Below are 19,582 nucleotides of genomic sequence, written 5' to 3'. Positions count from 1 at the left end.
ATGGCCCTACTCAAACGAGTGGGGCTTTTTATTTAGCTCCTTTAATAATTTCTTCAACCACTTCTGGATTTAAAAGTGTTGATGTGTCCCCAAGATTATCGGTATCCTTGCTTGCAACTTTTCGCAAAATTCTTCGCATGATTTTCCCTGAACGTGTCTTTGGTAACCCTGATACAATCTGAATGTGATCTGGCTTCGCTATTGGCCCTATCATCTTGGAGACTGTCATCCTAATTTCATCTTCTATTTCACCTTCTTCGGCAATTACAAATGCATAGATCCCTTGTCCTTTGATATCATGTGGATAGCCGACCACAGCTGATTCTACTACTTTTGGATGTTCATTTATCGCATTCTCAACTTCTGCTGTCCCCATCCTATGACCAGAAACATTAATCACATCATCTACCCTACCTAAAATCCTCAGATAGCCATCATGATCTCTTTTGGCACCATCTCCGGTGAAGTACATGTTGCGATATGCACTAAAATAAGTCTGCTTACATCTTTCATGATCTCCGTAAGTAGTTCTCAGAATTGATGGCCAAGGAAATTTTATGCACAAATTTCCTTGCACATTATTTCCCTCCAGCTCGTTCCCTTCAGCATCTACAATGATTGGCTGAATTCCCGGTAATGGCAAAGATGCATGTGCAGGCTTATTTGGTGTTATTCCAGCAAGAGCTGAAATCATGATACCTCCCGTTTCAGTTTGCCACCAGGTATCTACCAAAGGGCATCTACTCTTACCAATTTGTTCATGATACCAATGCCATGCCTCCTCATTGATAGGTTCACCAACGGATCCTATCACTTTTAAAGAATCAAGTTTATGTTTTTGAACATGCTCAAGGCCATGTGCCTGTAAAGCTCTAATTGCTGTTGGAGCCGTATAAAATTGGTTAACCTCATGCTTGTCACAAATTTCCCAAAAACGACCCGCATCTGGGTAAGTGGGGACACCTTCAAACATCATCGTAGTTGCTCCAGCAAGCAACGGTCCATATACGATATATGTATGACCTGTAATCCAACCAACATCAGCAGTACACCAATACATATCCCCTTGCTCATACTGAAATACATTAATAAATGAATAGTAGGCATAGACCATATATCCGCCACAAGTATGTACCACACCTTTTGGTTTACCAGTTGAACCAGAAGTATATAGTATGAAAAGTAAGTCCTCTGAGTCCATCTCTTCAGCGTCATGTTGGGATGACATGCCATCAATGGCCTCGTGCCACCAAACATCCCTGTCATCCACCATTTTCACTTCCTGATTTGTGCGTCTAAGAACAATAACTTTATTCACAGAATCACATTTTTCCAATGCTTCATCAACAACTCCTTTGACATCAATCTTTTTTGACCCTCGATTATTACCATCTGCTGTTAAAACCATGGAAGCTTGACAATCATTAATTCTATCAGCTAAGGCGCTTGACGAAAACCCTGCAAAGACAACTGAATGAACCGCTCCCACTCTAGCACAAGCCAACATTGCTACAGCTGCCTCTGGCACCATAGGCATATATATAATCACGCGATCCCCCTTCTTTATTCCATTGTTTAGCATGGCGTTGGAAAATTGACATACCTGTTGATGGAGTTCACGATAGGTAATATTGATAGCAGGTTCATTCGGCTCGTTGGCCTCCCATAAGATCGCTGTTTGATCTCCCCTTTCATCTAAGTGGCGATCTAATATATTTTCTGTGATATTAAGTTTAGCTCCTAAGAACCATTTTACATCTGGCCCTTGAAAATCCCACTCCAGAGCCTTTTCCCACCTTCTTTTCCATATAAATGAATTGGCAATATCCGTCCAAAAACCTTCTGGATTCTCTATACTCTTATCATACATTCTAGTGTAATCACTGAGCGAAGAAATTTGATGAGGGAGTTTCGTATTATTCATGATTTTAAATCTAATGAATGCACATCTTTGCAGCTAAAGAATAAAAAGCTTTCTATGACACATAAAAAAGTGAATTTTCTATTCATAAAAAGCTTTTTCATTTCTAAATAAAACTCCTATCTTTGCCGTCCGAAAATTTTAGAATACTAGAAAAGCGTTATGGCAAACCATAAATCAGCACTTAAGAGAATAAGAAGCAACGAGGCTAAAAGACTTAGAAATAGGTATCAGCATAAAACTGCTCGTACTTTCATCAAAAGACTGAGAGAGACTACGGATAAGAAGGCAGGTGAAGAGCTTCTAACTCAAGTAATTTCAATGGTGGATAAATTATCTAAGAAGAACATTATCCACAAGAATAAAGCTGGACACTTGAAGTCTCAATTGACTAAGCACGTAGCTGGTCTTTAAGCTTTATTTATAAGATATTTTTCACCCTGTGTAAAATTTACGCAGGGTTTTTTTATTTCATTTCGACACTACTAAAGTCTAATTTGCAATTATCCACCATCTGCACTCAAGCTTTCAGCTACTGGAATAGCATCAGATGGAAGATAAAAGACTTACAATCAAACGCTGGGCAGAAGAAGATCGCCCGCGTGAAAAATTATTACTAAAGGGCAAATCCGCACTCTCGGATGCAGAACTTATTGCAATTCTTATTGGATCCGGAAATAAACATCAATCTGCTGTTGAACTTTCTCAAGTAATATTAGAATACTATGAGAATGATCTTTCCAGTCTGGCTAAGGTTTCAGTTAAGGATCTTCAAAAATTCAAAGGTATAGGTGAAGCAAAGGCAATAACTATAGTTGCGGCTCTTGAACTTGGAAGACGAAGAAAATCAGCTGATCCACTAAAGAAGCTAAAGATCACCTCATCGAAAGAGGCATACAAGCTATTACTTGGTGATCTTTCAGATCTTCAACACGAAGAATTTTGGTTGGTATTCTTAAAACGCAACAACGAGGTTATTAAAAAGGAAATGCTGAGTCGAGGTGGCATCTCTGGCACCATTGTAGACTCAAAAATGATTTTCAAACGAGCCCTAGAAGAAATTGCAAGCGGAATTATCCTTGCTCACAACCATCCAAGTGGAAACTTAAATCCCAGTATTGAAGATATCAACCTAACTAAAAAAGTAAAAGATGCTGGCAAGTCACTAGATATTGTAATTCTGGATCATCTAATAATCACTGAAAATGGATTCTTCAGTTTTGCTGATGAAGACATGCTTTAACTTCAAATTCAACTTTAAATTTGCGGACAAATAATTCGATATGAAAAAGGGTTGGTTGATTTTGATCCCAATAGTTGCTCTTGTGTTTTTCATGGTTCAATCCGGGGGTTCTGATGAAGAATACGCTGAAGGCATTGCGAAATTTTGGGACGATAGAAGTGATTTTTTTCGTACATCAGACGCTAGTCCATTCGTACAAAAGGATGTAGAATATAAATCAATTGAATATTACCCTGCCCAAGAAAACTTTAAAGTAAAAGGAACATTGAAGAGATTCTCGAAACGAGAAACACTCAAACTTGCAAACAGCGACGGCACCTCCACATCTTATTTAAAATTTGCCAACGTAGTGTTTAAAATTAACGGAATCGAATGCTCACTATTAGTGCTCAAAACTTTGGGTTTTGGCAATCAGTATTTACTGGCTTTTGGAGACGGGACAAGCGGAGAAACAACATACGGAGGTGGTAGATACCTCGATATTGTTATTGGAAAATCTGATCAAGTAGAACTTGATTTCAACAAGACTTACAATCCATATTGTGCATATTTCGATGATTTCACTTGCCCATTACCTCCAAGAGAAAACCTTCTAGATGTTGCAATCGAAGCCGGGGAAAAGAATTACCCATATTAGGATAAGAATCTCACTCTGCAGCTAAGGAGTTTCTTTATTTTTGCTCTCTTAATTCAGAGACTGTTAGAATGAAGATATCTTACAATTGGCTAAAAGAATACATTGATTTCACGGAAGCTCCAGAGCAACTTGGTGATATACTTACCCAAACTGGTTTAGAAGTGGAAGGAATCGAGAGAGTAGAGAAGATTCCTGGTGGTCTACAAGGCGTAGTTGTTGGTGAGGTGATGACATGTGATCAACACCCAAATGCCGATAAATTAAAAGTCACCAAAGTAGATATTGGTGCAGAGCAATTTTCAGATATCGTATGCGGTGCTCCCAATGTTGCTACCGGTCAAAAAGTGCTAGTAGCAACAGTAAACGCTACCATACACCCCACTAATGGAGAGCCATTTAAGATTAAGAAGGCAAAAATCAGGGGTGAAGTTTCTGAGGGTATGATTTGTGCAGAAGATGAATTGGGACTGGGTAGTAGTCATGAAGGCATAATGGTCTTGGATACCGATAAGCCAAATGGCACTCCTGCTATTGAATTATTCGAAACAGGTGAAGATCACATTTTTGAAATTGGACTTACACCAAATCGAGGGGATGCTACATCTCATATGGGCTCAGCTAGAGATCTGAAAGCGTATTTCAGAAAAGACCTCAGAATACCTGAAGGAAAGTCATTCGAAGTAAAGAATGATAGGCCTATTAGCGTCGAGGTAAAGGATAGTGAAAGATGTCCAAGATTTTCTGGTGTGACGATTAGAGGCGTGAAAGTTCAGCCATCACCAGACTGGCTTCAATGGAAACTAAGATCTATTGGTTTAGAGCCGATCAATAATATAGTTGATATCACAAACTACGTGCTGCACTCATTGGGACAACCAATGCATGCATACGACGCAGCTCATGTTACTGGTGATAAAATAATAGTTGAAACACTTAAGGACAACACACCATTCACCACGCTTGAAGGAAAGGAAAGAAAGTTAAGCAAAGACGACTTGATGGTATGCAATGGTGATGAAGTAGGAATGTGCATGGCGGGTGTTTTAGGTGGACTTGACTCAGGAGTTACGGATCAGACGACGGATATTTTCTTAGAAAGTGCCTATTGGAATGCAGATGGCATTCGATCAACGGCCCAAAGACATACCATCTCAACAGATGCATCATTTCGCTATGAAAGAGGTGCTGACCCTGAGATGACCATTCCCGCGGTTAAGCTTGGAACTTCTCTGATTCTTGAGCTTGCTGGTGGCTATGTTGCATCGGAGATTGTAGACATCTACCCCAATCCTATTCAGGAGAAAGAAATAGCTATTGATTTCCAAAAATTCCATTGGCTAATTGGGAAAACACTTGACCACAAGCTAATAATTGAAATTCTTAATTGGCTTGACATAAGAACAGAAGAAATTACTGATACTGGATTTAATGCAATTGTGCCAGCATACAGAAGTGATGTTACAAGACCTGCAGATTTAGTTGAGGAAGTTCTTAGAATTTATGGGTTCAATGAAATTGAACTGGATGAAGAATTTTCTGCGGACTATCTGGCAGAATTTAACGAACATGAACCCTATCGAGTACAGGAAGATTTATCCAAATTCCTAGCCGGCAATGGCTTCTCAGAGATATTAACCAATTCACTGACCAACCCTCAGTACAGAAAGAAATTTCCTTTGGGAGGTGAGCCCGTGGAAATGCTTAATCCTTCGAGTGAGGAGCTCACAATTATGAAGACATCACCTGTCTATACAGCTCTGGAATCGATCGCGTATAATATCAATAGAAGGAACCCAAATTTGAAGTTTTTTGAACATGGGCGATCATATCAAAAAGAAAGTGAAGGCTATTCTGAAAAAGAATGGCTGACTTTATATCTAACAGGTCAAACAAATGAAGAAAGCTGGTTAGACGAGCCTAGAAAAAGCTCTTTTCATGATTTAAGCACCTCTGTTTTAGGTATGTTGAAATATGGAGGTATTCGTAAAACTGAAATATTGCCGATTGATAAAGATCCACTATATGAATATGGAGTTTCGATTAAGAAGAATAACAAGACAATTGGCACAATTGGTAAGCTAAAAAAAGAACTGCGTTCTATATATGGAATTAAACAAGATGTTTATCATGCTCAACTCGATTGGAAAATTGTTGTTGATCAATACAAATCTGATATAGCGTACGAGCCTATTCCAAAGTATCCTGAGGTGAAAAGGGATCTTTCATTGGTATTGGATAAAAAAGTATCGTTTGCTGATATCCAACAACTTGCCTTCAAACAAGAGAAGAAATTATTAAACAGAATAAACCTTTTTAGCGTCTATGAGGGCGATAAAATAGAAAAAGGAAAAAAAGCTTACGCAATTAGTTTTTTTCTTCAAGATAAATTCAAAACTTTAACAGATAAACAGATTGATAAAAGTATGAATAGTCTGATGAGCTTATATGAAAAAGAGCTTGGGGCTGTAATACGAAAATAAGATGCCTAGCGAAAAATTATATCGTGAATTTCAGAATCTGGAAAGAAAGATTCAGCTTGTACTTACTGAAAATAAGCGTCTAAAAGATGAATTGAATGTTACCAGGGAAGAAAATGGCACACTGAAAGAAAAGATGAAAAGTCAGGAGGCTAATCTGAACACCTTTCAGGATAAATTGAAAATAAATAAACTAGTAAATAGCGCGACGGTCAGTGAAGGAGATTCAGCACAGCTGAAAGAGACGATAGATAGCTATATCAAAGAGATAGATAAATGTATTGCCCATTTGGCAGAATAATATAAATAAACCCGAATGGCTGAACTATCCATAAAAATCAGAATAGGGAACAGAGAGTATCCCATGAGAGTGAAAGCGGAGGATGAAGAAAGAATACGTAGAGCAGGAAAACTTTTGAATGAAAAAATAAAAAATTACCAAAGCCAATTTGGGATTGACGATACACAAGATTTGGCAGCGATGGTAGCTTTTGATTGTCTAGTTGAGAAACTTAAAAGAGAGGAGACTTCTGAAGCTTCAGATGATTTCGCACTAGGTGAAATTTCAAAACTTAACCAACTTATTACTGATTCTATTTAGGATTCTGATTCGATCTTATTGATATAAATCTTTGACTGTCCAGTTATTTGATAAAGCAAATACAACATGGACTCCATACTAATAATCATTATTGCTGCCGTGGTTGGCACAATAGTTGGCCTTTTTATAGGCAGAGCACTCCAAGGTAAAACAGCCAATAAAAAAGTAAAGGAAGCAGAAGAGCAAAGTAAGCTCATCATTAAAGAAGCAGAAGTAACCGCAGAAAGCCTCAAGAAAGACAAAATTCACGAAGCCAAAGAGAACCTTTTCAAAATGAAAAGTGAGTTTGAAGAAGAAGCAGCGCGGAAGAAAAATATAATTCTTACCAACGAACAGAAACTAAAACAAAAAGAAGCCAATCTGAATAAACAATTTGAGCAGGCAAAACGCAAAGAGGGTGAGTTAGACAGTCTCAAAGAAACACTATCGAATCAAATGGAGATCGCTCGTCAAAGAAAAGACGAGTTTGAGAAGATGCAAAAGCAACAAGTTTCTATTTTAGAAAAAGCTGCAAATCTCCCGGCAGAGGAAGCAAAAGCCCAGCTGATGGAGGCCTTAAAAGATGAAGCAAGAACCAATGCTTCTGCCCACATAAAAGAGATCGTAGAAGAAGCCAAAATGACTGCTACTAAGGAGGCTAAGAAGGTAGTTATTGAAGCCATACAACGAACAGCGACTGAACACGCTATTGAGAATACCGTCTCTGTCTTCAATATAGAAAGCGATGACATCAAGGGAAAGATTATCGGAAGGGAAGGAAGAAATATACGTGCACTTGAAGCTGCAACGGGTGTTGAAATTATTGTAGACGACACCCCTGAAGCGATTATTATTTCAGGCTTTGATCCAGTTCGAAGAGAAATTGCAAGACTCTCATTACATCGTTTGGTTCAGGACGGGAGAATTCACCCAGCAAGGATTGAAGAAATTGTAAACAAGACAACAAAAAATATTGGTGAGGAAATTGTTGAAATTGGAGAACGTACAGTAATAGACTTAGGAATTCATGGCCTACATCCAGAATTAATCAAAATGGTTGGTAGGATGAGATTCAGATCTTCTTATGGTCAAAACTTGTTGCAGCACTCACGAGAGGTAGCAAACCTGTGTGCTACGTTGGCTTCAGAACTTGGGCTTAATCCAAAGCTGGCCAAAAGAGCTGGCTTACTACATGATATTGGAAAAGTTTGGCCAGAAGAACCTGAAAAACCCCATGCAATAATTGGTATGGAGCTCGCCAAAAAATATAAAGAGAATGGCGAGGTATGTAATGCAATAGGTGCCCACCATGATGAAATTGAAATGACCTCAATGATCTCTCCGATTGTGCAAGCATGTGACGCCATCTCCGGATCGCGACCTGGCGCTCGTAGGGAAATTATGGAGCAGTACTTAAAAAGATTAAAAGACTTAGAGGGTATTGCATTGAATTTTGATGGTGTAAACAAATGCTACGCGATTCAAGCTGGTAGGGAACTACGTGTGCTTGTAGATGCTGAAAATGTTGATGATAAACATGCAAGTGATCTTTCATTTAACATTTCGCAGAAAATAGAAAAAGATATGCAGTATCCAGGACAAATTAAGGTGACTGTGATAAGGGAAACTCGTGCTGTAGCTTTTGCTAAGTAAACAAGTAAGATTAACATGAAGAGAATACAATCACTTGCCATCCTGGCGTTCGGTTTGTTTTTGGTATCATGTGGAGATGATGACGATATAAACAGCGAGGAAGATATCATTGAGGATAGTTCTTCTTTTGGAGAATTAATGATTGACGATAAGTTGTTTCAACCAGAACATCATCTCTTACTAAGCAGTTTTTCAGCTTCAGAACAAACCACCACTTTTCAATTTTTATTGTCAGATGATACGATTCAATACGTAAATAGCTCTGGCACCATCAGGTTTCAAACTGATTCAGATCTTCTAAGAATTACCGTTATAAGTCCAGGAGAGAGTTTCGTCCCCGAGGAATATCGGTTTAATCCATTCGATTTTTCACTAGTTTTCTTCAAAATTTCAAGTATCCAGTTTTTTGAAAACGGGTTCGACAACCTAAGTGTAGGGCCTCGAGTAGATGAGACTATGCAGATAAGTAATGTTGATGATTTGTATACCCTTGAGTTCGACTCTATGCTATTTTCAACTGACAGAAAGGTAATTGATGGCACTCTAGAGGGGGTTTTCGACAATGTTGTTAATACAACCAGATAAACCACACTATAATTAAAATTTTATTGCATAGTGGTTATTTAAAGAGCAATGGTTATTTAGATGTAGAATCTAAGGCACGTTTAGATTTCTAATTCTGAAATGAAAAATAGTTTTAATTATATAATCATTCTTGCCCTACTACTTTTATCCTCATGTGGTAGTGACGACTCTGATTACAGTCTTGAAGGTCAAGTACAATTTGATGGTACTACTATGCCAATAAGAGATGGATTGTTTTCAGAAATAATTGAGGATGGAAGCTATTCTGCTTCATTTTACTTTACTGAATCGCCTGTCAGTTTTGATGAAAAATTCGAACTAATAAATTTCACTGGAGAATATCTGATCAATGTAATAATATTCTCAGTTGGCGATTCCTTTGCTCCTGGCAATTATGCGGTAATTGATACAGATCAAAGTGTCAATGATAAGAATGCATACATCATTATGGTAAATGAAGAAAATGCTAGAGCTGGGGGTTTACCAGCCATTGGAGGAGCATTAAACATTCAAGGCTCAGGCGATGCTTACACACTTTCTTTCGTAGCAGATTTTGAAGATGGTCGAGAACTTCAAGGAAATGTGTCTGGAAAATTCGGAAGGATCAATATCACCTTTTAGGTGGCAACATCTTTAAATTCATTAGTTATTTTCTAAAAATTCAGGGGTTTTATAAGGGAAACGAATGTTTCAGCTTTTGCTAATTAGAAGCAATTGCGTTTCCACATGAAAAAAGTTAGTCTGCTACTCTTACTTATAGGTTTAATTGTTGGAGCATGTGGAAGTGATAACGATTTGGATCTATTCCCTCCATACGGAGAGATTTTAATAAATGATTATATATTCATCCCAGAGCATCATGTTTTGGTCAAAGAATACAATTCATTTTTTGATTTTAGCACATATCAATTCATTCTATCAGATATGGAAGTCTCATACAATCCACTTTCAGAAAGATTTAGTACGGAAGAAAATGCATACGTGCTTTATATCTCTTTATCAAGTATAGGGAATGAACTAACAAATGGAGATTACGAGCTCGATCCATTTGATGCACAACTAAAAAAAAGGATCAATGCAATAACCGTATTTAGTCCGGATGACAGTGTCTCCTTCGGACCTATTTTAAATCAGTCCGTAGAAGTAGATGTGAAAGGAAGCTATTTTAAAATAAATTTCGATTCCATTAAGCTATTCTCACCCGACAGGTTAATTAATGGAACATTAGAAGGAAAATTCGACAATGTATTTTCGCCATTAATCTAGTAAAGAACAAAATCCCGTATATTGAAGTAATCATATAAAAATCAATTAGAAAAAAGTCATGAAAAAGATCTTACCAATACTATCAATTTTCGCTCTAATTCTAATTTCATCATGTGGAAGCGATGATACAAGCACAAGCGAACCGAAACTTAGTGGCACAGTTACTTTTGATGGGCAATCCTACACCGTAGCAAATGGTTTTTTCACTCAAGGTGAAACAGATGGAGCCGCAGAAGGAATCTTTTTTATATCTGACGGGACTTTTACTGTTGGAAGTTCTGGTAATGTAACAGCTTCTGACGCTACTATAATAATCACAATCAGAGCAATCCATGAAGGTGCTTCTGTGATTGGCGGTGGCGCATACATTACAAACTCTATTACGCAAGATCAATACGCATTCGTGACCGTACAGACAGCATCAGACGAATCACAATCTTTTGTTGGAGGTACTGTTAACATTTCTGGTTCTGGAAATTCGTATGATGTAACGTTCACCGATGTCCCATTTGGACAGGGAGTAACATTAACCGGTACGGTTACTGGCACTTATAGTAATTAACAAGACATTTTCAGTTCCGAAAAAAAAACTATGTTTGCGACAATGAATTTGAATAGCACTATCTGGGTGAGCAAAAAGAAAGAAGACAAAAAGTCTAAACGACTTCTTTGGTGCCCGGATATTGATTAAATCAAAACAAGATATTTTCAAAAGCCGGGCAGATGTCCGGCTTTTTTTATGTCCAACAAAAATTGTTAACTATTAAAATGGAAACTTCAAGCTTGATTAAAGCAGCAGAGTCATACGGCTCTCCCCTTTATGTTTATGACGCAGATCAAATGATGAACAATTATAAACAGTTCGTTAAAGCATTTAAGGTTGATAAGCTTAAAGTACATTACGCATGTAAAGCACTAAACAATCAAGCAGTTCTTAAATTGTTTAAGTCTGCGGGTGCAGGTTTAGATTGCGTTTCTATCGAGGAAGTGCATCTTGGATTGCATGCTGGATTTTCTGCAGATGACATTTTGTTTACTCCAAATAACATCTCGACAGAGGAATATGAACAAGCGATAGAACTTGGAGTAAAGATCAACGTCGACAACCTCTATACTTTAGAATATTTTGGAATGAATCACCCAAATATTCCAATATACATTAGAATCAATCCGCACTTAATGGCAGGGGGTAATCAAAACATTTCGGTAGGGCATATTGATTCTAAATTCGGCATTTCAATTCATCAAGTGCCGAATATCGAACGTATTGTTAAAAAGCTTAACATCAATGTTATGGGGGTCCATGTTCATACAGGCTCTGACATACTTGATGCCGATGTATTTATTAAGGCCGCAGAACTTGTATTCAGTGTGGTTGAAAAATTCGACACGGTAACCCATATCGATTTCGGAAGTGGATTCAAAGTAGCATATAAGCCTGACGATCTTCATACAGATATTACAAGCTTTGGCAAAAAGTTCAGCAAGTCTTTCAACGACTTTTGCAAAAAGCAGGGCAAAGACTATACGCTAGAATTTGAACCAGGAAAATTTATGGTTAGCAATGCTGGATACTTCATTGCAAAATCCAATCTGATTAAGCAAACCACTTCATGCACATTTGTTGGATTAGATACAGGATTCAATCACCTGATCAGGCCGATGTTTTATAACTCATATCACCACATTGAAAACCTGACTAATCCGACTGGTGAAAACAAGGTGTACAATGTTGTTGGCTATGTATGTGAAACGGATTCTTTCGCATCAGACAGAATCATACCTGAAGTAAGAAAGGGTGATTTATTGGTGTTTAAGAATGCTGGAGCATACTGCGCAACCATGGCTTCTAATTACAATTCGAGACCCAGACCGGCAGAGGTTTTAATCTTCAAGGGAAAAGACCATTTAGTAAAAAGAAGAGAGACCATTGAAGATTTATTAAGTACTCAGGTAGAAACAAACATTTTCGAGTAATGGAAGTAAGAAATGTAACAAGTGATGATCTCGATTCACTAGCAAATCTGTTTGACAGCTACAGAGTTTGGTACAGAAAGAACTCAAACATAGAAGGAGCTAAAAACTTCTTAGGAGCGAGAATAAAAAATGAAGATTCGGAAATTTTCGTTTGTAGTGATAAAGGTGAGCTGGTGGGCTTCGTTCAATTATACCCACTGTTTTCTTCTACTCGGATGAAAAAGTTCTGGCTGCTAAATGATCTTTTTGTGGACAGTAACTATAGAGGAAAAGGTCTTTCGTTGAAATTAATTGAACAAGCCAAGGATTTGGTGAGGAAAACAGGAGCTTGTGGGATGTTCCTTGAAACCGAAATTACCAATACAATTGGGAATAAACTTTATCCAAGAGCTGGCTTTCAATTAAATGAAACAACGAATTTCTATGAATGGGAAGTTGATTAGCTAGTTATTTTCAAACTCATGTTTCAATAGCCATTGTTTGCGATGGACACCTCCTCCATAGCCTACGATGCTACCATCTGATCCGATAATTCTGTGGCAAGGAATAATAATAGAAATACGATTTTCTCCATTTGCTCTTGCTACAGCTCTTACTGCTTTAACGTCGCCTACAACATCTGCTTGTTGCTTGTAAGAACGCGTTACCCCAAAGGGTATCTTCACTAATGCATCCCATACTTTTTGTTGAAATTCTGTTCCTGGAACTACTAGAGGGATATCAAAATTCTTTCTTTTTCCCTCAAAATATTCATTCAGTTGTACCGACACCTTGTCGATCATTGGGTGTTTGCCTGTCACCATTTCTGATTTCGTTCGCTTTTTTAATACTTCAATTTGAGTTTCAATCATTTTGCGATCAGTAAACTCTAACAAACAAAGCCCTTCATCTGTTACCCCAATCATCATTGGTCCCAAAGGAGTGGGAATTCGATTTACTGTAATTATTTGCCCTTGCGTTCCTGGCGAAAATCCTGTCATATTCTTAAACGTTTCTGAAAAGCCACTAAGAGATTCATATCCTTGTTCAAATGCTGATTGCGTTACCGTTTGTCCTTCCTTTATCTTCAAAAAAGCATTATTGATTCTGCTCATTCGAAGATATGCTTGAAAGGTAATACCATGAGTCTTTTTAAAATACCTACGTACCCTACTTGGACTAAATCCCAATTGAGTAAATTCAAAATCCTTCCATTTTTTATCTGGATGCTCTTCTACCAATTTTAGCAGCGGCACTAGCCAATCTGGGTGAGATTGATAGGTCTTCATTGGTCGACACACCTTACAGGCTCTATACCCACTAGTTAACGCTTCTTTTGTAGATCCAAAGAATTCTACATTTTCATACTTAGGCTTTCTTGCCGAACATGTTGGCCTACAAAATATCCCGGTTGTCTTGACTCCTACGATAAAAACCCCTTCGTATTGGGAATTTTTGTCCAAAAGTGCCTGGTACATTTCGTCATTTGAAGGAAGTGCAATCATTATTCAAAAATAGAAAGTGCTTCATTTAAGGTACAACCGAAATTTGAACAACCATTTTTAATTTTAATCCTATGGCATATAATGAGTATTTAGCTGATAAACTGAGACAAGCTTTTTCCGAAAGAAAAGTCCCTTTTGAAGAAAAGAAAATGATGGGAGGTCTATGTATCATGGTTGATGATAAAATGTGTGTTGGCATCATCAAAGATGATCTGATGGCACGTGTAGGGCCGTATGAATATGAAAAAATGCTGAAGAAACCCCATGCTCGTGAAATGGATTTTACAAAAAGGCCAATGAAAGGATATCTTTATGTAGATGCCACGGGTTGGGACAATTCGGAAGAGCTGGACAAATGGTTGGATCAATGTTTAGTCTTTAATAAAGAAGCTAAATCATCAAAACGTAAATAGTTAATACAATAAAAAAGCCCCTTAGCTAGGGGCTTTTTCTTATCTATTCAGGTGTCTTTTCGTCGGGCCATTCTTCTTTAAATCCTTTCCAAAAATCGTTGACCGTAGATTTCATGTCTTTCCTTAGCATCAAAATTCCGACTAAGTTCGGTAGCGTCATTACAGCAATGGTGATTGCTGAAAGCGTCCATATTATGGTAGTATCTGTAAATGCTGCGAAGAAGAATGCAATTACATACACAATGCGATAGTACACTACAGATTTACTTCCCCAAATGAATGTCATCGCACGATCTCCATAATAGGACCATGAAATGGCTGTACTAAATGCAAAAAGCAGTAGACCAAATACGACAATATATTTCCCGGATTCACCAAAAAGACCTTTCGTAAATGCTATGGTAGTCAATGGCGCACTATGCACAAGTGATTTACCAGAGAATGAAAATCCACTCGCTGGTTTTGCGTCCGCAATTGCAATAGAACCAGTGTAAGGTTGACCTTCTTGAGACACTACAACACCCTCTGCTAGTGAACGTGCGTGAATAAAAACAATATCAGATTCGATTGTTCCATTTGCTACACTAATGTCACCGGTATAAAGCTTTTCATTCGATACTTTTTCTACATGATCAATTACTTCCAGTCTTCCTTCTCTTGAATCGAAGTCTACTGAATTATTCATAACGTAGATATCAGTATAGTCGAAGTTGTTTTGATGCTTTTGATTCCAAACACCAGAAGAAAGTAAAACCAGACCAGTAATAGTACAGATAACAATCGTGTCAATAAACGGCTCTAGTATAGCAACAAAACCTTCTGATACTGGCTCATGCCCTTTGGCAGATGCGTGAGCAATCGGCGCAGAACCCTGACCAGCTTCATTTGAAAATAAGCCTCGTCCAACCCCTTTATTGAAAGCTAAAGAAATTGTACCTCCAAGGAAACCTCCTGTAGCAGCAGATCCGCTGAAAAGCTCAGAAAAAATTGAAATAAACGAAGGAACAATATTTCCTATGTTAGCAAAGATTACAGCGAAGGCACCAATGAAATATAGAATTGCCATAGCTGGTACTAGTTTTTCAGTTACTGCAGCAATTCGCTTAATTCCGCCAATAATTACGAATCCAAGCATCACTGCCAAAACTCCTCCTACCAGCATCTGATTCAACCCAAAAACAGAATTCATTGAGTCTGCTATACTATTTATCTGAGGCAAACTACCAGTACCAAAAGATGAAAGAACTGTGGCAAGTGCGAAAATTATTCCTAGCCACTTCATGTTCAATTTATTTTTCATGTAGTACATAGGACCTCCAGCCATAGAGCCATCTTCTGCTTTTTCTCTGTACTTGTGAGAGAGTGTTACCTCTACAAATTTTGTACACATGCCGACTGCAGCAGTCATAAGCATCCAAAAAAGTGCGGCAGGCCCTCCAACATGAACAGCTAATGCAACTCCTGAGATATTACCCACACCTACAGTTCCAGAGAGCGCTGTTGTCAGTGCTTGAAAGTGAGAGGTGTCGCCTTCATCACCGGACTTATCAAACTTCCCTTTCACCACTTTGAAGGCAAAGCGGAAATACCTGATTTGCGGAAATTTTAAGTAGATGGTAAAAAATAGGCCAGTCCCAAGCAAGGCATAAGGGAACCACCATGAACTACCAATAAAACTGTCTATTAAGGATAAAAAATTATTTAATTCTTGCATGAATCAGGTTGTTTGGTTTTTTGCAATCTGACAAAAATAGAAGAACCAGATAAACTACCTAACGAACAAGGAAAAAGTATTCTTTAAATTGACTAAAGGTAGTTTCATCGAGACTTCAGGTTTATTATCTTGATGAAGAATATTTTTGACACCTAAACCTTAATCGAAAAGAAAATGGAAGAAATAACAGATTATGCAGACAAGGCGCTACAGCTAGTATGGATATATGGTCCTAAAGTGGTTGTTGCCTTGATAACCTTAATAATAGGTCTTTGGATCATTGGTATAATGACAAGAGGCATAGGAAAGGCTATGGATAAAAGAAATGTTGATCCTTCATTGGCACCATTTCTAAAGTCTTTGATCGGCACAATTTTTAAAGTAATGCTCTTTGTCTCCGTAATAGGGATGGTAGGTGTTGAAGCTACAAGCTTTGTTGCAATTCTTGGAGCCGCTGGTTTAGCTGTCGGTCTCGCTTTACAAGGAACACTTCAAAACTTTGCCGGTGGAGTTATCATTTTATTATTGAAGCCATTCAAAGTAGGAGATGTTATTGACGCAGCTGGCTACATTGGGTCGGTACATTCAATACAAATTTTTAATACTTTTTTGAAAACGCCTGACAATAAAACCATCATTATCCCAAATGGAACGCTGGCGAACAGCTCAATGACAAATTATTCATCTGAACCAAGAAGAAGAGTGGATTGGACTTTTGGAGTTGGATATGGTGATGATACGCAGAAAACACGTGATACATTAATGGAACTGATAAATGCTGATGAACGAATTCTCAAAGATCCAGAACCATTCATTGCAGTTTCTGAGTTAGCCGACAGTTCAGTAAATTTTGTAGTTAGAGTATGGGTAGAAGGCGCCGACTACTGGGGTGTATTCTTCGAAATGAATGAAAAAGTTTACAATAAATTCAATGAAGTTGGACTTAACATTCCATATCCTCAGATGGATGTTCACGTGCACAAGAATGCTTAAAACTTAATCAACAAAGTTTTAGAAGAGTCCGATTTTCGAATCGGACTTTTTTATTTTTAAGTATGAGACAAAATATTTCATCAGGAGCTCCTTGGGAAGATCAAGTAGGTTATTGTAGAGCTGTTCGAATAGGCAATACCATCGAGGTTTCGGGAACTGCCCCTGTCGTAGATGGACAGACGGCTGGTGGCAATGCGTACGAGCAAACGAAGATATGCCTTGAAATCATCAAAAATGCAATTGAAGAAGCAGGGGGTAAAATTGAAGATGTTATCAGAACTCGAATGTATGTAACTGATATTTCACAATGGGTAGCAATAGGTAAGGCGCATGGAGAAGTATTTTCTCAAATAAAACCTGCCACTACAATGGTTGAAGTCAGTGCACTTATCGAACCAGACATGTTGATTGAGATTGAAGCTACTGCGATTATTGAGTAAGTTATTTTGAAACAATTACATCGTAGACAAAGCTTCCTGCTAGTTTAGCTGTTCTGCCATCATCATATGTAGGGCTCATTTCAGCGACATCAAAACTCACCACCTTATTTGATTTTAAGATGGCTTTTAATAGTGGTTTAATATGTTGTGGAAGCGCACCATATGGATTAGCCGCACTTACTCCGGGAGCAACACCCACCGAAAAAACATCAAGATCCAGTGTAACACTAATAATATCTACTTGATCAATAAAATACTGAATCCGAGCTAAAATATCTTCCTGGGGTTCATTCAGCAATTCATCCATGGTGATAAATGATTGATTTTTATCACGCATTAGCTCAAACATTTCGGCAATATTTACTGCCTCGTTAATTCCTACGGGTAAATAGTAGAAGTTCTCAAATTCATCAAAAAGCTGCCTAGCCCAACTCCCCGAATGAGCTCCTTGCGGATATTTTCTTAAGTCAAAATGCGGATCAAAGTTGATGATCCCTACCGTTTTATTTGAAGCAGTATCTAATACTCCTTTACCATGGGCGTAGCTTATCTCATGCCCACCTCCCAATAATATTGGAAAAGAATTGTCCTTTATTAATTGCCCAACATATCGTGCAAGTTCGTTCTGTGCGCTTTCCAAATTGTCACTACTAACTACAACATCTCCCGCATCATAAATTTTTATAGATTCATCAAACTGAACAGCAAAGTTTACCATGGCTCTGCGAATAGCATCTGGACCTTCGACAGCCCCTACTCTTCCCATATTTCGCTTTACTCCAACATCAGAGCAAAACCCAAGAAGGCAATAGCCATTCGGAATCGTGGAATTTAAGTCAACTGCTTTGACTACTTGATGCCACACATCTCGCGTAGAACCCGGGTCGTTCCGACCCGTCCAAATGGATTGATTTCCTTTTTTATACATCACTTACCAAGTTGCCATTTTTCCAAACCATATTCGGTTTGATCTTACCTTGATTGTATAGTATCTCCTTATAATCGTCCACAGGAAATGTAATGAAGTCTGCCTTCATGCCTGGAGCAATTTTACCTCGATCTTTTAATCCAAGTGCTTTTGCCGCGCGATATGTGATCCCCGCTAATATTTCTGCAGTTGACAGTTTTTCATAAATACCGAGTATCGACGCTTGTACCAAAAGATCCCCCATAGGAGCTGATCCAGGATTCCAGTCTGTAGAAATGGCCACGGAAGCACCTGCATCAAGTAGCTTTCTTGCTGGAGTAAAATTCATACCTAATCCCATACTTGCTCCCGGGAGTGCCACCGCTACCGTTTCTGAAGCTCCCAACATTTCAATTTCCTTTTCGGTGCTAGCTTCTAAATGATCAGCACTACTAGCTCCAAGATCTACAGCTATTTTACTTCCACCAGTATGGAATTGATCAGCATGTATCGTTAGGTCAAAACCTAAATTCTTTGCTTTCTGCAAATAATCAGCTGCAATTTCTTTAGGAAACGCTGATGGTTCAACGAAAATATCCACACGATTCGTCAAGCCTTTTACCAGCAATTGAGGAAGCAGTTCATTTTCTAAGTAAGACAAGAACTTTTGCTTGTCTTCGAATTCTTTTGGACATACATGTGCCGCAAGACATGTAGGAATAAGGTCTGCATTGATTTCAGCTTTTGCTTCCTTGATTACTTCAAGAATCTTGAGTTCGTTTTCAACATCCAGTCCATATCCACTCTTGACTTCTATGGTTGTCACGCCATCTTTTAAGTGTCTTGTAGCACGATTTATCAAACCATTCTTTAAGACACTTGCGTCAGCAGCACGTGTTTTAGCTACTGAATCAAAAATACCTCCTCCTTGCTCTAGAATTTTTTCATACGACTCTCCCGACATCCTCAATGTATAGTCTCTGGCCCGAGATCCTCCCCACACTAAATGGGTATGACAATCGACCAAGCCTGGAACTAGAACATGATGACCACTTATTTCTGAAATCTCGTCTGCCTGTGATGCTAAGGCTTCAAAATCACCAACTTCAAGAATTTTTTCATCCTTTATTAAAATGCCGGCATTTTTTACAATATCTAGCGTATCGTCGCCTAATGCACCTTTTTCTGGTGCACTTTGAAGTGTTATGGCCTGTGTAAATGGACCAATAAGTTTGGACATGGTATGAAAATTGAATTAATGTGAAAAGTTACGAATTTTGTCAATGTACCAC

The 19,582-nt window shown here is 38.2% G+C and carries 21 protein-coding genes; 16 read left to right on the top strand and 5 right to left on the bottom strand.

Going from position 1 to position 19,582, the window contains the following annotated elements:
- Positions 1–28: 28 nt before the first annotated feature.
- Positions 29–1,924, bottom strand: coding sequence for an acetate--CoA ligase (gene acs, locus ACY650_RS11205; protein ID WP_462247537.1), 1,896 nt, complete (start codon positions 1,922–1,924; stop codon positions 29–31).
- A gap of 159 nt (positions 1,925–2,083) precedes the next feature.
- On the opposite strand from acs, the gene rpsT reads away from it, so the two are divergent.
- The 13 genes from rpsT to ACY650_RS11140 all read left to right on the top strand — a co-directional run bounded on the left by rpsT (position 2,084) and on the right by ACY650_RS11140 (position 12,782).
- Positions 2,084–2,335, top strand: a complete 252-nt coding sequence (gene rpsT, locus ACY650_RS11200; RefSeq protein WP_462247535.1) for a 30S ribosomal protein S20 — start codon at positions 2,084–2,086, stop codon at positions 2,333–2,335.
- A 136-nt stretch (positions 2,336–2,471) separates the two neighbouring features.
- Positions 2,472–3,164 (top strand): RadC family protein, encoded by a 693-nt coding sequence (gene radC, locus ACY650_RS11195; RefSeq protein ID WP_462247533.1) that lies wholly within the window; start codon positions 2,472–2,474, stop codon positions 3,162–3,164.
- Positions 3,165–3,204: 40 nt separating this feature from the next.
- Positions 3,205–3,801: a DUF1684 domain-containing protein gene (locus tag ACY650_RS11190; protein WP_462247531.1), complete on the top strand. Its 597-nt coding sequence runs from the start codon at positions 3,205–3,207 to the stop codon at positions 3,799–3,801.
- Between the two features lie 68 nt (positions 3,802–3,869).
- A complete protein-coding gene (gene pheT / locus ACY650_RS11185; RefSeq protein WP_462247529.1) occupies positions 3,870–6,281 on the top strand; it encodes a phenylalanine--tRNA ligase subunit beta in 2,412 nt (803 codons plus the stop codon).
- A 1-nt stretch (position 6,282) separates the two neighbouring features.
- The gene (locus ACY650_RS11180) at positions 6,283–6,579 is read left to right on the top strand and encodes a hypothetical protein (RefSeq protein WP_462247527.1); all 297 of its coding nucleotides are present in this window, start codon (positions 6,283–6,285) and stop codon (positions 6,577–6,579) included.
- 15 nt (positions 6,580–6,594) lie between these two features.
- Positions 6,595–6,879, top strand: coding sequence for a cell division protein ZapA (locus ACY650_RS11175; RefSeq protein WP_462247525.1), 285 nt, complete (start codon positions 6,595–6,597; stop codon positions 6,877–6,879).
- A 66-nt stretch (positions 6,880–6,945) separates the two neighbouring features.
- Entirely contained in the window at positions 6,946–8,511 is a 1,566-nt protein-coding gene (rny, locus tag ACY650_RS11170) for a ribonuclease Y (RefSeq protein ID WP_462247524.1), read from the top strand.
- Between the two features lie 15 nt (positions 8,512–8,526).
- Entirely contained in the window at positions 8,527–9,096 is a 570-nt protein-coding gene (locus ACY650_RS11165) for a hypothetical protein (protein ID WP_462247522.1), read from the top strand.
- Positions 9,097–9,195: 99 nt separating this feature from the next.
- On the top strand, positions 9,196–9,717 hold the full coding sequence (locus tag ACY650_RS11160; protein ID WP_462247520.1) for a hypothetical protein: 522 nt from the start codon (positions 9,196–9,198) through the stop codon (positions 9,715–9,717).
- Between the two features lie 105 nt (positions 9,718–9,822).
- On the top strand, positions 9,823–10,362 hold the full coding sequence (locus ACY650_RS11155) for a hypothetical protein (RefSeq protein WP_462247519.1): 540 nt from the start codon (positions 9,823–9,825) through the stop codon (positions 10,360–10,362).
- A gap of 58 nt (positions 10,363–10,420) precedes the next feature.
- The gene (locus ACY650_RS11150) at positions 10,421–10,924 is read left to right on the top strand and encodes a hypothetical protein (RefSeq protein WP_462247517.1); all 504 of its coding nucleotides are present in this window, start codon (positions 10,421–10,423) and stop codon (positions 10,922–10,924) included.
- Positions 10,925–11,130: 206 nt separating this feature from the next.
- The gene (gene lysA, locus ACY650_RS11145) at positions 11,131–12,339 is read left to right on the top strand and encodes a diaminopimelate decarboxylase (protein WP_462247515.1); all 1,209 of its coding nucleotides are present in this window, start codon (positions 11,131–11,133) and stop codon (positions 12,337–12,339) included.
- On the top strand, positions 12,339–12,782 hold the full coding sequence (locus tag ACY650_RS11140) for a GNAT family N-acetyltransferase (protein ID WP_462247514.1): 444 nt from the start codon (positions 12,339–12,341) through the stop codon (positions 12,780–12,782). The genes lysA and ACY650_RS11140 overlap by 1 nt, the downstream gene beginning before the upstream one ends.
- On the opposite strand, the gene ACY650_RS11135 is transcribed toward ACY650_RS11140, so the two are convergent.
- Complete coding sequence (locus tag ACY650_RS11135; RefSeq protein ID WP_462247513.1) at positions 12,783–13,823, bottom strand: bifunctional transcriptional activator/DNA repair enzyme AdaA; 1,041 nt, start codon at positions 13,821–13,823, stop codon at positions 12,783–12,785.
- A gap of 71 nt (positions 13,824–13,894) precedes the next feature.
- Between ACY650_RS11135 and ACY650_RS11130 the strand changes: the two genes are divergently transcribed.
- Entirely contained in the window at positions 13,895–14,236 is a 342-nt protein-coding gene (locus ACY650_RS11130; RefSeq protein WP_462247511.1) for a TfoX/Sxy family protein, read from the top strand.
- Positions 14,237–14,279: 43 nt separating this feature from the next.
- Here ACY650_RS11130 and ACY650_RS11125 read toward each other — a convergent pair whose 3' ends face one another.
- Positions 14,280–15,950: an alanine/glycine:cation symporter family protein gene (locus tag ACY650_RS11125; RefSeq protein WP_462247509.1), complete on the bottom strand. Its 1,671-nt coding sequence runs from the start codon at positions 15,948–15,950 to the stop codon at positions 14,280–14,282.
- A gap of 174 nt (positions 15,951–16,124) precedes the next feature.
- Between ACY650_RS11125 and ACY650_RS11120 the strand changes: the two genes are divergently transcribed.
- Positions 16,125–16,943 carry a mechanosensitive ion channel family protein gene (locus ACY650_RS11120; protein WP_462247508.1) on the top strand — a complete coding sequence of 273 codons (819 nt, stop codon included), beginning with the start codon at positions 16,125–16,127 and terminating at the stop codon, positions 16,941–16,943.
- Positions 16,944–17,005: 62 nt separating this feature from the next.
- Complete coding sequence (locus tag ACY650_RS11115) at positions 17,006–17,383, top strand: RidA family protein (RefSeq protein WP_462247507.1); 378 nt, start codon at positions 17,006–17,008, stop codon at positions 17,381–17,383.
- 1 nt (position 17,384) lies between these two features.
- Here the strand turns inward: ACY650_RS11115 and hutG are convergent, their stop codons facing one another.
- Together hutG and hutI are read right to left on the bottom strand one after the other, a co-directional pair.
- Positions 17,385–18,311, bottom strand: coding sequence for a formimidoylglutamase (hutG, locus tag ACY650_RS11110; RefSeq protein WP_462247506.1), 927 nt, complete (start codon positions 18,309–18,311; stop codon positions 17,385–17,387).
- The gene (hutI, locus tag ACY650_RS11105) at positions 18,304–19,530 is read right to left on the bottom strand and encodes an imidazolonepropionase (RefSeq protein WP_462247505.1); all 1,227 of its coding nucleotides are present in this window, start codon (positions 19,528–19,530) and stop codon (positions 18,304–18,306) included. The genes hutG and hutI overlap by 8 nt, the downstream gene beginning before the upstream one ends.
- Between the last annotated feature and the right edge of the window lie 52 nt (positions 19,531–19,582).

Source organism: Ekhidna sp. (assembly GCF_963691765.1).
GTDB lineage: Bacteria > Bacteroidota > Bacteroidia > Cytophagales > Cyclobacteriaceae > Ekhidna.
Note: the sequence above shows the minus strand (reverse complement) of the source record. Positions and strands in the feature narration are given on the sequence as shown.

Excerpts from the sequence above, each read along its gene's own strand:
- acs (WP_462247537.1), bottom strand. The coding sequence starts at position 1,924 with ATGAATAATACGAAACTCCCTCATCAAATTTCTTCGCTCAGTGATTAC.
- rpsT (WP_462247535.1), top strand. The coding sequence starts at position 2,084 with ATGGCAAACCATAAATCAGCACTTAAGAGAATAAGAAGCAACGAGGCT.
- radC (WP_462247533.1), top strand. The coding sequence starts at position 2,472 with ATGGAAGATAAAAGACTTACAATCAAACGCTGGGCAGAAGAAGATCGC.
- ACY650_RS11190 (WP_462247531.1), top strand. The coding sequence starts at position 3,205 with ATGAAAAAGGGTTGGTTGATTTTGATCCCAATAGTTGCTCTTGTGTTT.
- pheT (WP_462247529.1), top strand. The coding sequence starts at position 3,870 with ATGAAGATATCTTACAATTGGCTAAAAGAATACATTGATTTCACGGAA.
- ACY650_RS11180 (WP_462247527.1), top strand. The coding sequence starts at position 6,283 with ATGCCTAGCGAAAAATTATATCGTGAATTTCAGAATCTGGAAAGAAAG.
- ACY650_RS11175 (WP_462247525.1), top strand. The coding sequence starts at position 6,595 with ATGGCTGAACTATCCATAAAAATCAGAATAGGGAACAGAGAGTATCCC.
- rny (WP_462247524.1), top strand. The coding sequence starts at position 6,946 with ATGGACTCCATACTAATAATCATTATTGCTGCCGTGGTTGGCACAATA.
- ACY650_RS11165 (WP_462247522.1), top strand. The coding sequence starts at position 8,527 with ATGAAGAGAATACAATCACTTGCCATCCTGGCGTTCGGTTTGTTTTTG.
- ACY650_RS11160 (WP_462247520.1), top strand. The coding sequence starts at position 9,196 with ATGAAAAATAGTTTTAATTATATAATCATTCTTGCCCTACTACTTTTA.
- ACY650_RS11155 (WP_462247519.1), top strand. The coding sequence starts at position 9,823 with ATGAAAAAAGTTAGTCTGCTACTCTTACTTATAGGTTTAATTGTTGGA.
- ACY650_RS11150 (WP_462247517.1), top strand. The coding sequence starts at position 10,421 with ATGAAAAAGATCTTACCAATACTATCAATTTTCGCTCTAATTCTAATT.
- lysA (WP_462247515.1), top strand. The coding sequence starts at position 11,131 with ATGGAAACTTCAAGCTTGATTAAAGCAGCAGAGTCATACGGCTCTCCC.
- ACY650_RS11140 (WP_462247514.1), top strand. The coding sequence starts at position 12,339 with ATGGAAGTAAGAAATGTAACAAGTGATGATCTCGATTCACTAGCAAAT.
- ACY650_RS11135 (WP_462247513.1), bottom strand. The coding sequence starts at position 13,823 with ATGATTGCACTTCCTTCAAATGACGAAATGTACCAGGCACTTTTGGAC.
- ACY650_RS11130 (WP_462247511.1), top strand. The coding sequence starts at position 13,895 with ATGGCATATAATGAGTATTTAGCTGATAAACTGAGACAAGCTTTTTCC.
- ACY650_RS11125 (WP_462247509.1), bottom strand. The coding sequence starts at position 15,950 with ATGCAAGAATTAAATAATTTTTTATCCTTAATAGACAGTTTTATTGGT.
- ACY650_RS11120 (WP_462247508.1), top strand. The coding sequence starts at position 16,125 with ATGGAAGAAATAACAGATTATGCAGACAAGGCGCTACAGCTAGTATGG.
- ACY650_RS11115 (WP_462247507.1), top strand. The coding sequence starts at position 17,006 with ATGAGACAAAATATTTCATCAGGAGCTCCTTGGGAAGATCAAGTAGGT.
- hutG (WP_462247506.1), bottom strand. The coding sequence starts at position 18,311 with ATGTATAAAAAAGGAAATCAATCCATTTGGACGGGTCGGAACGACCCG.
- hutI (WP_462247505.1), bottom strand. The coding sequence starts at position 19,530 with ATGTCCAAACTTATTGGTCCATTTACACAGGCCATAACACTTCAAAGT.